This window comes from Bacteroides fragilis (assembly GCF_019583405.1).
GTDB classification, from domain to species: Bacteria; Bacteroidota; Bacteroidia; order Bacteroidales; family Bacteroidaceae; genus Bacteroides; species Bacteroides fragilis_B.
The window spans coordinates 125,222-138,573 of record NZ_SZUU01000012.1 but is presented as its reverse complement, the minus strand read 5'-3'; the positions used below and the strand labels follow the sequence as shown (position 1 = coordinate 138,573).

Annotated in this window: 16 protein-coding genes; 1 reads left to right on the top strand and 15 read right to left on the bottom strand. The window is 40.4% G+C overall.

What is annotated here, in order from left to right; all coding sequences use genetic code 11:
- Positions 1 to 2 precede the first annotated feature (2 nt).
- The 3 genes from FDF36_RS19655 to metK form a co-directional block, all read right to left on the bottom strand.
- On the bottom strand, positions 3 to 830 hold the full coding sequence (locus tag FDF36_RS19655; RefSeq protein WP_220392482.1) for a DUF4271 domain-containing protein: 828 nt from the start codon (positions 828 to 830) through the stop codon (positions 3 to 5).
- Positions 827 to 1,414: an LOG family protein gene (locus tag FDF36_RS19650; protein WP_220392481.1), complete on the bottom strand. Its 588-nt coding sequence runs from the start codon at positions 1,412 to 1,414 to the stop codon at positions 827 to 829. Before FDF36_RS19650 ends, FDF36_RS19655 begins: the two co-directional genes overlap by 4 nt.
- 140 nt (positions 1,415 to 1,554) lie before the next feature.
- Complete coding sequence (gene metK, locus FDF36_RS19645; RefSeq protein ID WP_220392480.1) at positions 1,555 to 2,847, bottom strand: methionine adenosyltransferase; 1,293 nt, start codon at positions 2,845 to 2,847, stop codon at positions 1,555 to 1,557.
- Between the two features lie 207 nt (positions 2,848 to 3,054).
- Here metK and FDF36_RS19640 point away from each other — a divergent pair, with 207 nt between their 5' ends.
- Positions 3,055 to 3,249, top strand: coding sequence for a hypothetical protein (locus FDF36_RS19640; protein WP_195317722.1), 195 nt, complete (start codon positions 3,055 to 3,057; stop codon positions 3,247 to 3,249).
- Here FDF36_RS19640 and folK read toward each other — a convergent pair.
- The 12 genes from folK to FDF36_RS19580 all read right to left on the bottom strand — a co-directional run bounded on the left by folK (position 3,229) and on the right by FDF36_RS19580 (position 13,303).
- Positions 3,229 to 3,690, bottom strand: coding sequence for a 2-amino-4-hydroxy-6-hydroxymethyldihydropteridine diphosphokinase (gene folK / locus FDF36_RS19635; protein WP_005812402.1), 462 nt, complete (start codon positions 3,688 to 3,690; stop codon positions 3,229 to 3,231). The two genes, FDF36_RS19640 and folK, sit on opposite strands and share 21 nt — an antisense overlap.
- Positions 3,690 to 4,748: a tRNA preQ1(34) S-adenosylmethionine ribosyltransferase-isomerase QueA gene (queA, locus tag FDF36_RS19630; RefSeq protein WP_195317723.1), complete on the bottom strand. Its 1,059-nt coding sequence runs from the start codon at positions 4,746 to 4,748 to the stop codon at positions 3,690 to 3,692. The genes folK and queA overlap by 1 nt, the downstream gene beginning before the upstream one ends.
- Before the next feature lie 47 nt (positions 4,749 to 4,795).
- Positions 4,796 to 5,497, bottom strand: coding sequence for a tRNA pseudouridine(55) synthase TruB (gene truB, locus FDF36_RS19625; RefSeq protein ID WP_220392479.1), 702 nt, complete (start codon positions 5,495 to 5,497; stop codon positions 4,796 to 4,798).
- A gap of 7 nt (positions 5,498 to 5,504) precedes the next feature.
- Entirely contained in the window at positions 5,505 to 6,305 is an 801-nt protein-coding gene (locus FDF36_RS19620) for an undecaprenyl-diphosphate phosphatase (protein WP_005779713.1), read from the bottom strand.
- Between the two features lie 6 nt (positions 6,306 to 6,311).
- Positions 6,312 to 6,545 carry a DUF3098 domain-containing protein gene (locus tag FDF36_RS19615; protein WP_005779716.1) on the bottom strand — a complete coding sequence of 78 codons (234 nt, stop codon included), beginning with the start codon at positions 6,543 to 6,545 and terminating at the stop codon, positions 6,312 to 6,314.
- 40 nt (positions 6,546 to 6,585) lie between these two features.
- Positions 6,586 to 7,467 carry a cell division protein FtsX gene (locus tag FDF36_RS19610; RefSeq protein WP_005779718.1) on the bottom strand — a complete coding sequence of 294 codons (882 nt, stop codon included), beginning with the start codon at positions 7,465 to 7,467 and terminating at the stop codon, positions 6,586 to 6,588.
- Entirely contained in the window at positions 7,467 to 8,366 is a 900-nt protein-coding gene (locus FDF36_RS19605) for a class I SAM-dependent methyltransferase (protein ID WP_005779720.1), read from the bottom strand. Before FDF36_RS19605 ends, FDF36_RS19610 begins: the two co-directional genes overlap by 1 nt.
- 151 nt (positions 8,367 to 8,517) lie before the next feature.
- Positions 8,518 to 10,512 (bottom strand): hypothetical protein, encoded by a 1,995-nt coding sequence (locus tag FDF36_RS19600; RefSeq protein ID WP_220392478.1) that lies wholly within the window; start codon positions 10,510 to 10,512, stop codon positions 8,518 to 8,520.
- Between the two features lie 63 nt (positions 10,513 to 10,575).
- A complete protein-coding gene (locus FDF36_RS19595) occupies positions 10,576 to 11,436 on the bottom strand; it encodes a DUF1573 domain-containing protein (protein WP_250718239.1) in 861 nt (286 codons plus the stop codon).
- Positions 11,433 to 12,488, bottom strand: a complete 1,056-nt coding sequence (locus tag FDF36_RS19590; RefSeq protein ID WP_220392477.1) for a hypothetical protein — start codon at positions 12,486 to 12,488, stop codon at positions 11,433 to 11,435. The genes FDF36_RS19595 and FDF36_RS19590 overlap by 4 nt, the downstream gene beginning before the upstream one ends.
- Before the next feature lie 71 nt (positions 12,489 to 12,559).
- Entirely contained in the window at positions 12,560 to 12,838 is a 279-nt protein-coding gene (locus FDF36_RS21370) for an NVEALA domain-containing protein (RefSeq protein WP_250718240.1), read from the bottom strand.
- A 231-nt stretch (positions 12,839 to 13,069) separates the two neighbouring features.
- On the bottom strand, positions 13,070 to 13,303 hold the full coding sequence (locus tag FDF36_RS19580; protein WP_220392476.1) for an NVEALA domain-containing protein: 234 nt from the start codon (positions 13,301 to 13,303) through the stop codon (positions 13,070 to 13,072).
- Between the last annotated feature and the right edge of the window lie 49 nt (positions 13,304 to 13,352).

Genomic DNA, 13,352 nt, shown 5'->3' with positions numbered 1-13,352 from the left:
TCCTAAAAATTTATTATCAAAACATTATTTAGCTGAATCAGACCCTGATAGACTATTAAACAAGGTATGATTTCAAGGGCACAAAAGTATAAAATTAAAAGGAAAACCCCATAAATATTACAGGAAAAAAGCTTTAGCCACTTGTAAAACATCAATATTTTAGTAAAAATTACCAAAATGCAACTAATTGAAACTAAAAAGGTAACATTCAGATCAAAATAGACCAGAAACAAAACAAACGGAAATAAAGCAAATCCAAGGTAGTAAATCAGTGTAGAATAAGACTCCAACCATATATCTGTTTTACTTTTGTCAAAAAACACCCACCCCAAAAACGAATATATAATCCACTTGAACAGAAAATAGAGTATGCATACAGCAACATAAACTCCTAAAAGTAAATGAGGCGAAACGCGCTCCATCAGTGAAGGCCGGACATCATTAAAATAGTTAAAGATACATACACCTCCAAGAACACAAGTCTGCACAATCAACAATAACAGATAACGCATATCAGCTGCTGTAGAGGAAGCAAAAATACTTGTTCTCTCACGATGCAACATAAAATCTTTGACTTGTTGCAACAGAAATTTCTTACTGCGCGCCAACACATACGAAGAAATAAAGAAACATCCCAGCAGTACCATTGCCAACCCGTCATCCGTCCTTGGAGAGTAAGGGATCGATATGCCTTCCACCCCTGTAACCGTCTCGCTCACTGCCTGTAAATCAACCGCCGCCAATGTATCTTTTGGCACACAAGCTTCATGGAAGGTCTGCGGCAAAGTATCTGCCACCTGCACGCCGACAGAGTCCTGAGGAGAAATCATATAGCAGCAAACTTACGGATGGAACTGTCCCATACGGGTATTGAATGAACCAAATGCACAGCCTCTTCCGGAGTATGGGCTACATGCCAGATATCTCCATGTTGTTTCCTCATAAAATTACCGTCTATGGCTTTGTCAAGCATTGCCAACAATGGATCGAAGAAGCCATTGGTATTCAATATCACGATCGGTTTAAGATAAAGCCCCAACTGTTTCCAGGTGATAATTTCAAGTAGCTCTTCCAAAGTCCCGCATCCTCCGGGCAATGCAATCACAGCATCACTCTTTTCAGCCATCAGTCGTTTACGTTCGTGCATACTGTCCACCTCAATAAGCTCCGTCAGACCGTTATGATGCCACCCTTGCTCTACCATAAAGTGAGGGATCACTCCGGTCACTTCGCCTCCGTTCTGTAATACGGCATCAGCCACCGACCGCATCAATCCTATATTCCCTGCTCCATTTATCAAACGGATATGCCGGGTTGCTAACAGCTGCCCTAATCGTACAGCCGCATCAAAATAAATCTGATCTATTTTCGTACTTGAAGCACAATATACACATACGGAAGTTATTTGGTTCATTTCTTACATGGGTTTGGTTAAACACGGTGCAAAAGTACCAAATTTCAAGGAGAAAAGAAGAAGACCGCCTTGTTTTCTCCCTATATGGGATAAAAACAAGTGCGGCCCTCCTATAATAAATAGCTGTAAAGCTACGCTGATTACAAACCGAAAGCTTCTTTCACTTTGTCCACATAGTCAAGTTTTTCCCATGTAAACAACTCTACCTCCATAGTCCGGTCACCTTCATAACGAGACTGAAAATGCTTAGTCACTACCTGGGGTTCACGCCCCATGTGTCCGTAAGCGGCCGTTTCACTGTAAATCGGATAACGGAGTTTCAAGCGATCTTCAATAGCCTTTGGCCGGAGGTCAAACAGCTCATCAATCTTTCCGGCGATTTCACCATCACTCATTTTCACATTACTGCGGCCGTATGTATTTACATAAATATTAATCGGACGCGCCACCCCGATAGCATAAGAAACCTGTACCAACATTTCGTCGGCAACACCGGCAGCTACAAGGTTTTTAGCAATATGACGAGCAGCATAAGCAGCACTGCGGTCTACTTTACTGGGATCTTTACCGGAAAAAGCGCCACCACCGTGAGCCCCTTTACCACCGTAGGTATCAACAATAATCTTACGTCCGGTTAATCCTGTATCTCCGTGCGGACCGCCAATAACGAATTTACCGGTCGGATTTACGTGATAAACAATATTATCATTGAACAAAGCAAGAACCTTCGGGTGGTTGATAGACGCAATGACACGAGGCATCAATACCTCAATCACATCTTTCCGGATTACCGCCAGCATCTCTTCATCCGCCTTCAGTTGGGCAGCAGCAGAACCATCAGCCGGCAATATAAATTCATCATGCTGTGTTGAAACAACAATTGTATCAATACGCACGGGAGTACCGTTATCGTCATATTCAATAGTTACCTGGCTCTTTGCATCCGGACGGAGATAAGTCATTTCTTTACCTTCCCGGCGGATATCGGCCAATACAAGAAGTATTCTATGTGCCAGGTCAAGCGACAACGGCATATAGTTCTCAGTTTCGTTGGTTGCATAACCAAACATCATTCCCTGGTCACCTGCCCCCTGATTCATAGGGTCCTCACGCTCTACACCACGGTTGATGTCGGCACTCTGTTCATGAATGGCAGAAAATACACCGCACGAATTACTTTCGAACATGTATTCGCCTTTCGTGTAACCAATCTTTTGGATCACTTCACGTGCTATCAGTTGTAAATCAACATAAGCACCTGTTTTCACTTCTCCCGCAAGTACCACCTGTCCGGTAGTCACTAAGGTTTCGCAAGCTACTTTCGAACTGGGATCGTAAGCCAACAGTTTGTCAAGCACAGCGTCCGATATTTGATCGGCCACTTTATCGGGGTGTCCTTCAGACACCGATTCGGATGTGAATAAATATCCCATAATAAAATTATGAATTATGAATTATAAATTATGAATGCGGACAGAGATTAAAAAAGAGTAGAAAGCGCATACAGAAGGGAATGTTGTTTTAGCATTTTTTTCTGTGGTTGCAAGCTACTCAAATCTTTCCACACTTCATTTCACAGGCAAAGGTAGATAATATTTTGGATTTATTGCTACTTTTGCTTCGTATTAACAGACTGCCTTATGAAAAATAAACTAAAAACCGCCATTACACTACTGGTGTATATTGCTGTCACAGTGGGCATTTATGCCTTTATTTGTTATCTGAACCACCAGCCTTTCGACGATTTGCGCATATTGTATGCCGTGCTGATCGGCTGCGTAGCCTACCTGCCCCGACATCTGATGGTTCGTAAATTACGAAAGAACCAGAAATAACTCTCTGATTGTTTTATGAAGTACCGGATGGACAACGTCCGGTGCGATTTCGGCAAGCGGCTCCAAAACAAATTTTCGTTCGGCCATCAATGGATGAGGCAATGAAAGCCTTTCGTCCTGTAATATCTTATCACCATAAAGCAAGAGGTCAATATCAATCAGACGGTCGCTATATACTCCATCATGTGATTTATGTAAACGCCCTATTTCCTGCTCTATCCGCTGGGTCCTTTCAAGTATATCGAAAGGAGACAGAGATGTCTCCACTCCCGCCGCAGCATTCAGAAAGTTATTATCAGATTGAAATCCCCAGGGGGCAGTAGCATAAAAAGCGGACAGGGAAATCACTTTCCCTATCCGCTCTTCTATTTTCTGTACAGCGACACGAAGATTCAACTCCTTATCACCCAAATTAGTACCTAATCCCAGATATATTCTCATCACTTATCCAAAATCAGCATCGCATCTCCATAAGTACCGAAACGGTAGCCTTCTTTCAATGCTATCTGATATGCATCCATTACCTGCTCGTAACCACCAAAGGCAGCCACAATCATCAACAGAGTAGAAAGTGGCATGTGGAAGTTGGACACCATAGCATTAGCCACTGTAAAGTCATACGGCGGGAAAATAAACTTATTCGTCCATCCTTCATACTCTTTCAAATGCCCGTCTGTGCTCACCGTGCTTTCAATGGCGCGCATCACAGTCGTTCCCACAGCACATACATTCCTACCAAGATCCTTGGCACGGTTCACAATCTTAACAGCTTCTCCGGTTACGAACATCTGCTCAGAGTCCATCTTATGCTTTGTCAGGTCTTCCACATCGATATCACGGAAGTTACCGAGTCCTGCGTGCAATGTGATATACGCAAAGTCTATGCCCTTTATCTCCATGCGCTTCATCAATTCACGGCTGAAGTGCAGACTCGCAGTAGGTGCTGTCACGGCTCCCTCGTTTTTAGCGAAAATAGACTGGAAACGTTCTGCATCTTCTTCTTCCACCGGACGGTTAAGAATCGTATGCGGCAGCGGAGTTTCACCTAACGCATACAATGCTTTTTTAAATTCGTCATGAGGACCGTCATATAGAAAACGGAGCGTACGTCCGCGCGAAGTAGTATTATCAATTACCTCAGCCACCATTGAATCGTCATCACCGAAGTAAAGCTTATTACCTATACGGATTTTACGTGCCGGATCTACCAATACGTCCCACAAACGCAGCTCTTCATTCAGCTCACGCAGTAAGAACACTTCGATACGCGCACCGGTTTTTTCCTTATTTCCGTACAAACGGGCAGGGAATACCTTGGTATCGTTGAATACAAACACGTCTTTATCATCAAAATAGTTCAGGATGTCCTTAAACATCTTGTGCTCAATCTCTCCCGTACGCTTGTGGAGTACCATCAAGCGCGATTCATCCCTATACTTTGTAGGGTGCAAAGCAATCTTTTCTTCGGGTAACTTAAATTTAAATTGCGACAGTTTCATGATAATAATGTGCGTTTATTAATTATTTTATTTCTTACTTTTCTATTTCACTCAGATATCTCCACTTCCTGCTGATCTATCCATTCTGCAAACTTTGCAGGATCCAGGCATTGCTCCAGCTTTATCTCCCCCACACGGGTACGTATCAATCCGGTCAGATGTGCACCGCTTTGCAAGGCTTCTCCGATGTCGCGTGCCAATGCACGGATGTAAGTTCCCTTGCTGCATACCACCCGTATTTTAATTTCCGGTAAATTACACTCCAACAACTCTATCTCATCAATCACCAGCAATTTCGGCTTCAACTCCACTTCCTGGCCTTTACGGGCCAAATCGTAAGCGCGTGCACCATCTACCTTACAAGCCGAGAAAGCGGGAGGTATCTGCTGTATCTCGCCAACAAACGTTTTCAACGTCTCTTCCACCAACTCCCGGGTAATATGCTCCGTAGGGTATGTAGCATCAATTTCATGTTCCAGATCGTAAGACGGAGTAGTAGCGCCCAACCGTATGGTAGCCACATACTCCTTCGTATGATACTGAAACTCCTCTATTCTCTTGGTAGCCTTGCCTGTACAAACAATCATCACCCCTGTTGCCAAGGGATCGAGTGTACCTGCATGTCCAACCTTCAGTTTCTTCACTTTTATCCGTCGGCAAATATGGTATCGGGCGTGCCCCACGACTTTAAAAGACGTCCATCCCAACGGTTTATTAAAATAAAGTACTTCTCCTTCTTTAAAATTCATCCGCAATTTATTGCAATTGTGAAACGACAATGGTGACCACTCCAACTATTGCACAATAAATAGCAAAGTAAATCAACTTACCTTTCTTCACGATATTAATCATCCACTTACAAGCCAGGCAACCTGAAACAAAAGCCGCAATGAAACCTACTATCAATGACAAAGTAGGAATATCGCCCGCAATAGCCTCACCTTTTATCATCTTCATAGCATCCAGCAGCGCCTCTCCCAATATAGGAGGTATCACCATCAGGAAAGAAAATTGTGCCAGTTTAGCTTTATTATCGCCCAATAACAAACCGGTTGCAATCGTACTGCCCGAACGAGATAATCCCGGTAATACCGCACACGCCTGAGCTAAACCAATGATAAATGCATCCTTCATCGAGATGTTCTCTTTCTGGCGTGGCTTTGCATAATACGAAAACGACAGTAACGCAGCCGTCAGCAACAGCATGCAGCCAACAATCAGCAAACCCGAGCCAAAAATGGCCTCCACTTCATCTTTAAAAAACACCCCGACGATACCAATAGGAATCATCGAAATCAAGATATTGATTACATAGCGTGTTTCACTGTTCATCTCAAACTTAAATAAACCACGGAAAATCCAGTCAATCTCTTTCCACAGAATCACCAATGTACTGAACACAGTGGCTACATGCACCACAATGGTAAATGCCAGATTTTCTTCTCCTTCTATACCAAATAAAGCCGAACCAATGGCTAAATGCCCGCTACTGCTTACCGGTAAATACTCAGTCAGTCCCTGGATCAATCCAAGGATCAGTGCTTCAAACCATTCCATCCTGTTTTATTCTTTTGTTTTGGGTTTGCGCATCACGCCATATATCATAAAAATAAAGCCCAAGAAACAGACCACCGGAGCCACCTTAATTCTTCTCACACTGAAAATGTCCGCCTGAAACACCGTTTCCGACGATGAAGGCCCTGTCATCAGGATAAAGCCCAGAATAACCACTGCCATGCCGATAGCAAGCAGAATGAAGTTCGTTTTATCGAAGGCAAATTTTTGTTTATCACCCATTGTTATTTACATTAATTTATTTACATCTATAAATCCGGAATTACACATAATATAGCGTACTTGCTTTCATTCTCAGATATTTATTAATAGAAAGATAAGCACACAAGAAAGTGATGACCACTCCGAACACCAATACTGCGCCCGATACCAGTAACATGACTTCAGGCGTAATTACCCGAATCAATTCAGGCTCATAAGATACCAGCCAGTAAGCGGCCCCCATCAGGATCGTATCTGCAATAAAAGCAGCTAATACCCCACTCCATATATTCCTTTTCAAAAACGGGCGACGGATAAATCCCCAACTCGCCCCTACCAGCTTCATCGTATGTATCAAGAAACGTTTCGAATAGATAGCCAGCCGGATCGTATTATTAATCAGCGCAAAAGAGATAAATGTCAACATCACGGCCAATGCCAGCAGAACAAGGCTGATATTACGGATATTTTCATTTACCGCGTCAATCAAGTCTTTCTGATAAAGCACATCCTGTATATTGGTATTTCTTTTAATCAGTTTCTCTATTTTCGCAATACTGTCAGAGTTCGCATAGTCCGAATGCAATTTAATTTCTATTGAAGCCGTAAACGGGTTATACCCCAAAAACTCTTGCGGATCGGTTCCCATGGCTTCCGTCTGCTCTTTCAATGCCTGTTTTTTCGAGATATATTCTGTCTCTTTCACAAAAGGTTCATTATTCAGCCGTTTCTGCAACTTCAGAATATCTGTCTCCTTCATATCATCACTGATAAGCACGGAAAAATTAATATTTTCCCGCACATAGACAGACAAATTATTGGCCGCCAATACAAAGAACACCACAAGTCCCAATAACAAAAGTACCAACGTGGTACTGATGCTGGAAGTGATGAACTGCATATCAAAATATGACACAGCGTTATTTCTGCTTTTACTCTTCATCAGCGTTTCTTTCTGAATACATAAATCATCGAACTACTCCGTTCCTTTTTAGCCTGGGCACTCAACCACGCCGCCGTTCCGGTCCACATACCTTTCACAAAAGAGTAAGCACTCCCCTTGTGTTTCTCCGTCAGCATCGATACATAGAAAGCATCGAACGGCATCGGATGACGGGCTGCCAGAATAAATCCGTGCTTCGACCCGAACTGCTGAATCGTGGCAGGCGTAAAATGCCATAAATGACGGGGTACATCATAAGCAGCCCAGTACTTCCCGTATTTCATCGCATCATACGACGAACAATTGGGCACAGCCACTATCAATACCCCTTTCTCGGTCAACAGTTCACGTAACAATTCCCACGTTTCGTCCAAATGTTCCAAGTGCTCCATGACGTGCCACAACGTGATTACATCGAACGTTCCCGGCACTAATTCTTTCAATGCGGCCTCCGGCCTCACATTCAGCCCGAAATGTTCGCGCGCAAAATTACGGGCCTGCCCGCTCTTTTCCACAGCCTCCACTTCCCATCCCCTATTCTGCATCGTATGGGCAAAATAACCGGTACCTGTACCGATATCCAGTATCCTCCCGTTTTTTCGATGGGACTCTTTCATCACCAAACGCGCTTTTCTTCCAAGCATATACTGACGTACATGATGGTAAATGGCATTCATGGCACCTTTCTTCGTGTCCGAATGGGAAATATAATCAGGTGTTTCGTAATATCTGCCTATCTCCGCCTCTACCGGGACTCCTTGTGTAAAAGTAAATCCGCAATCTTCGCAGGTGTACAAATCAAACTGTTCACCGGAAGCATAAAAATCCGTACAGGTCATAGCACATTTCAAATGTGTGCTCCCACATAGCGGACAGGCATTTATAGTGAGTTTATTCATTGGTTTTATCTGCATATTTAAGCGTACCCCGAAACGTCAGGACACACTCCACCCGAATTTGGTGCAAAATAACAAATAAAAAGTGACGGATAGGCATTTCCTTAAGGAGGTTTAACAATAATGGCAGTAGAAAGCTACTATTTCAAAATGTTTATTCCCACCGCACCACTCCTTCTTCGTAAGTAAATATGCGTTCAGCGGTTTTTCCTTTCCAACGACAGTTTTTTAACATAAATAATACTCCTTGTGGTACTTCTTCAAATTTCATAAAACCACTATCATTCGCTTGTTTACATCCCAGTGGCTTCCAACCGTTTTTCCAATAAAGCAACTCAAACTCATCCGGATAAAACAACTGTGTCTTCAAATAAGGTGACATTCCTATTTTTTCAATCTTATATTTTCTACCCAAGTCTACATCCACTATTTTATCCCGAATCCTACCCCTATAAACGGTTGCATCTATACCATCCGTCAGCATTTCCAAAGTTTCTTTTCTGCCTGTTACCTGGACAGGAGTTAACACCTTCACATCATTTATACGGCCTTGTCCTGTATAAAAGACAAGTTCGCCCAATGCTAAACTATCCGAAGGCAATTGTAAGCGGACATATCTATAAAGACGTTGGGATTTTACTTCCTGATAAGTACGTTCTATACACAAAGAATTCGGCCATCTACACAACTCCTCTTCTTCTGTATTTTCTCCTATTCCCACTATCCGAAGTCCTCGCATACAAGCCAAATAGTCTTTATTCCAATCATAAGCGGCAACCCCCGTAGCACCACGCACCACCATTTCCATTGTTTTACCATTTTCTTTCAGAATCTCCACCCGCCCGTCGCTTTTAAGCCGGAATGGTGCAGCAGCCGAAAGCAATACTCCTCGCTTATAATATACTGGTAAATACACCACATCCTTCCCCATTTTCCTAAAAACAGCTTTCCCTGCATCTATTTTTCCCCACTGTACCGGGTGCCACTCTTGATAACCCCAGACGGCCAAATAAGCATATTTTGTACCTTCCGGTACCTTCTGAGTTAGCTCAACAACCACATCCTCAGCCTCAAAGTACTCAGTGGAAACATCTACCTTTTTCATGTTACAAAATAGTTCTGGAATATCGGCCCTATCCACTTCTCTATCTGCCAAAGGCCCTTCAAGGTGATTTGAATACGTATTTCTGTATACTTTAGGAAGTCGAAATTCTCCCCACACAGGATCACTCGTTTTATTATTATATAAATAATTATACTGCCAACGATCATTATCCCAAAATGACTCAAAAGCATGTGATTGCCCGTCCAGTATTACCACATTCCAAGTATGCGAATTATTACGGTTTCCCCATGCTGGTACAAAATCGATAGCAACAGGTATCCCTAATGATGATAACAATAGAGAATTATACCAACAGCGCTGTGCACATAACCCATGACGCATCTTCTCAAAAGTCGCCGCATTCCATATCGGAATCTTTGTTCCCCAAAAACCGGAATGTGTCAGATACTTATATTCATATAACAACGAATCAATCTCTTGTTGCCAATCCTTTCCACCTTTTACAAAATACTTCCCATGATGTCGTCTGTAAAGCTCCCGACGGGCACCATCAATCAATAATCCATTTTGCCGCCGATAAGGCAATATATACTCGCAAAAATCCTTAAACGAACAGTTTCTCGAATAAACATTTTCCTTCCATACTTGAAATGCCAGATCAATTTCCCGGATTAAATCTCTCGCCTTCATCTGAGTAATATCATAGCTAAGTTCCTGCCTCACCCGATGTCGACTACTAAAATCTTTCCAAAGGCTATCTACCTGTTTCCCCCATTCTGTACCTACCCGATAGTCATACTTTTGTCCCAATGAATCATAAGCCTCATAAAAAGCAGAACAATCCTTCTTCACTATCGGATTAACTCCATAACTTCCGGGCATATTGCCAATCAAAAAGCGTGCTGCTTCCAGCTTCCGGTCATCTCCTTCATAATGCTTCAGCACCGCTTCAAGTTCATTACGATTATTGCCCGAAAGGGATAAGGCCTCCTCCACTTGTCTGCCCTGCCCCCCGCATGACGAAGCAAGCCAAAGTAAACCTATCTCTATCAATACATATAGCTTTTGAAACTGTAAATCCATTCTATTACCGTAACATTCATATTAATCCAACCAACTACTTATCTCTCTTTGACTCCTCTAAAACTATTTTGCATTGCCTGCTATTTTCAATTGCAAAGGAGAATCAGAAGCATTGCAATATACTGTAATCGTTTTATCAAAATGTTCAGGATGATCCGCTTTATAAGTTACAATAATATCCAAAATACCTCCGGGCTGTATTGGCTCTTGAGAATAACTAATCGAAACGCATCCACATGACGTGTCCACATTATTAACAATCAGCAAATTTTCACCTATATTTCGTATCGTGAAGTTACATTTTTTAGTTTTGTCTGAAGAAAATTCACCGAAATTCATAAATGATTTAGATACAGCAATATCTGTTAGTAAAGGCTGTTTCTCTACATTATTTTTTCCAGAAATAATATTCATATACAATTCTCTAATTTTTTGATTATTTATAGGATTACCTATAGCTACCACCCTATTATATCTATTTAACAATACTGTTTGAAATTCCACTTTATTAGGAAAATTATTCAAAATATTAAATGAATCTAATAGATCAACACATACAGGATAATCAAAACTTTCTTGCCGTAAAATCAAACGCATTTCATCACGTTTATTAGAATGAATAAAAAATAAAACTTTTGTATTATTCAATGAATCTATTTCTTGTATGAACTTCTTCCAGTATGAAAGTTTCATTTTGCATTTTGTGCAACCTATAGAATCTATATAGGTCACTATCTTATAATCAGAATCCAATTGCACCTGAACAGTGTCATTGCACTTAGAAGTAAATATGGCATTCCTGGGGAATAAAACTTCTTTATCCTTCAAGCTATTAACGATGTCTACAATTTCAATCTTTCGTCTGCTACACCCTCCAAGCAACAACGTAGCTATCGCCAATAGCATCATCATTATCTTTTTCATGATTCCAGTTCGAAAGATAATATCTTATAATATTCATCTTCAGTTCCTTGATTTATTTCTTGAGAAATGCAATAAAGTATATTATTATCTACACAAAATCCACCAAGTAACTTCTCTTCAATCGCGTAAACGGCTTTAATGTTACCATTCCAATCCATTTTTACGAACTGAGATTTCTTCACATTTCTTGTTTCGCCATCGATAAAATCTCTCCTTAAATAACAAAATTCATTTGTTGAATAAATTGCAGGATAACCAATGTAGTCGTTGCGATTAAACAAATTTGCAAGAGCTTTTTCTTGATCATACCCCTGAGTCATAGAAACCTCTTTTATTAATTTCCCATTAAAATCATAAATTTGAATTAAATCAAAGAAAAACATACCTGCCAAAATTCTATTCTTTTCAGTATTAGATACTATGTTCAATCCATACATATAATTCTTATCAAATAATTTATCCATGTCCTTTACCTTTGGATAATAGTCAACCTGAACTAATTTTCCAGTTATAGAATTATATATTTGGAACATAGTTGGATAATTTTTTGCCATACGCTGCCCTACCCAAAAGTTATTCGAAATACTAATTGATCGTGACGGGTAAATCTCATCAACAAAATCTAAATATGGAGATATATGATAATAATTATCTATTTCAAATATTTTTCTTGAATTTAAATCATAAAAACTGAGGTCTCTACTTTCATTTTTTAGTTCATAGTTATTTCTCAGAAATTCAGGAGATATTATATCTTCCGGACCATATCCAACCTGCCCTAATTTTGTTTTAAGGATCCCGCTATTTTTATCATAGATATATATAATGGTATCAGATTTCGCCATTATAACATACAACAATGAATCACTGACATCAAGATCAATTGGATATTTATCAACAAACTTAACTACGGCTTGCTTGGGAAGCAACTGAAAACAAGCTACCCCTTTAGGCAAAGTTGTTAATCCGTCAACGTACATTTTGCTAGAGGTATTATTTTTACACCCTAAAACCAAAGAAGATAAAGCAATAAGAAATATTATTTTTTTCATTTTAATTGAACTAAATCATATTGCTGAAATAATGGTATATTCCAACAATATGATATTAATATTTATTTCAATCACTGACACCAAGAGGTAGATGGCCATAATGGCAAATTAAGTGGTTCATAGACACAAGGATTAGCACATTTTACAGCCTTAGGTTTATCTGCATCATATTTCCCATCAGAATAACATGCATCTCCAGATTTTATTTCATTATCGTCTGCCAACGCTTCTACATTTGCCATTGCTAAATCTGACATCTCCATTTCTGCTCTCTGTGACTGATATATATTGTAACCTGCAAAAGTTGCGACTACAGCGACTATCAGGGCCGCAAAAATCTTCTTACTCATAACTTACATATTTTTTATGAGGTTAGTAATTCTGTTGTTTGTCGTGTCTCTCTTTCGGGAAGCCACCTCCTCCGTAGAAAAAGTGAATACTACATTTACTCTTTCTAATTAATTTTTCGCTATCTTCGTACCAGGCAAACTTCTTTTTTGAAGATTATCCGGGAGTGGACGATTCTAAGACTTTTCTCGGACGTAGATCGTTTCACTCCCTTCCTAACCAAGTTAATATTTTTAATAATCCAAACTAAATCCTTGGCTCACATACTTCACTTTATCATGTTGAATTGGGCAGTCCACAGAACCTGTACCAATGCAAGAAGTATAAATAGGAGTTTCTCCGTTAGCCAAAGCTTCTACATTCTGAAGTGATAAAGAATTTAAATCACGAACTTGTTTCACAGGCATCCAGTGCCCCATAGAAATAATAGCAATAAGAAGAATAGCTACTTTTAAAGTTTTTTTCATGTCTATATGCGTTTAAAATGTATACAAACATAAGCTATATTTTTCTTAT

What these genes read in the sequence shown, in the direction of transcription:
- metK (WP_220392480.1), bottom strand. Translation starts at nt 2,847, where the DNA reads ATGGGATATTTATTCACATCCGAATCGGTGTCTGAAGGACACCCCGAT.
- queA (WP_195317723.1), bottom strand. Translation starts at nt 4,748, where the DNA reads ATGAAACTGTCGCAATTTAAATTTAAGTTACCCGAAGAAAAGATTGCT.
- FDF36_RS19655 (WP_220392482.1), bottom strand. Translation starts at nt 830, where the DNA reads ATGATTTCTCCTCAGGACTCTGTCGGCGTGCAGGTGGCAGATACTTTG.
- FDF36_RS19600 (WP_220392478.1), bottom strand. Translation starts at nt 10,512, where the DNA reads ATGGATTTACAGTTTCAAAAGCTATATGTATTGATAGAGATAGGTTTA.
- folK (WP_005812402.1), bottom strand. Translation starts at nt 3,690, where the DNA reads ATGAGAATATATCTGGGATTAGGTACTAATTTGGGTGATAAGGAGTTG.
- FDF36_RS19610 (WP_005779718.1), bottom strand. Translation starts at nt 7,467, where the DNA reads ATGAAGAGTAAAAGCAGAAATAACGCTGTGTCATATTTTGATATGCAG.
- FDF36_RS19595 (WP_250718239.1), bottom strand. Translation starts at nt 11,436, where the DNA reads ATGAAAAAGATAATGATGATGCTATTGGCGATAGCTACGTTGTTGCTT.
- FDF36_RS19605 (WP_005779720.1), bottom strand. Translation starts at nt 8,366, where the DNA reads ATGAATAAACTCACTATAAATGCCTGTCCGCTATGTGGGAGCACACAT.
- FDF36_RS19640 (WP_195317722.1), top strand. Translation starts at nt 3,055, where the DNA reads ATGAAAAATAAACTAAAAACCGCCATTACACTACTGGTGTATATTGCT.
- FDF36_RS19580 (WP_220392476.1), bottom strand. Translation starts at nt 13,303, where the DNA reads ATGAAAAAAACTTTAAAAGTAGCTATTCTTCTTATTGCTATTATTTCT.
- FDF36_RS19650 (WP_220392481.1), bottom strand. Translation starts at nt 1,414, where the DNA reads ATGAACCAAATAACTTCCGTATGTGTATATTGTGCTTCAAGTACGAAA.
- FDF36_RS19615 (WP_005779716.1), bottom strand. Translation starts at nt 6,545, where the DNA reads ATGGGTGATAAACAAAAATTTGCCTTCGATAAAACGAACTTCATTCTG.
- FDF36_RS19620 (WP_005779713.1), bottom strand. Translation starts at nt 6,305, where the DNA reads ATGGAATGGTTTGAAGCACTGATCCTTGGATTGATCCAGGGACTGACT.
- FDF36_RS19590 (WP_220392477.1), bottom strand. Translation starts at nt 12,488, where the DNA reads ATGAAAAAAATAATATTTCTTATTGCTTTATCTTCTTTGGTTTTAGGG.
- FDF36_RS21370 (WP_250718240.1), bottom strand. Translation starts at nt 12,838, where the DNA reads ATGAGTAAGAAGATTTTTGCGGCCCTGATAGTCGCTGTAGTCGCAACT.
- truB (WP_220392479.1), bottom strand. Translation starts at nt 5,497, where the DNA reads ATGAATTTTAAAGAAGGAGAAGTACTTTATTTTAATAAACCGTTGGGA.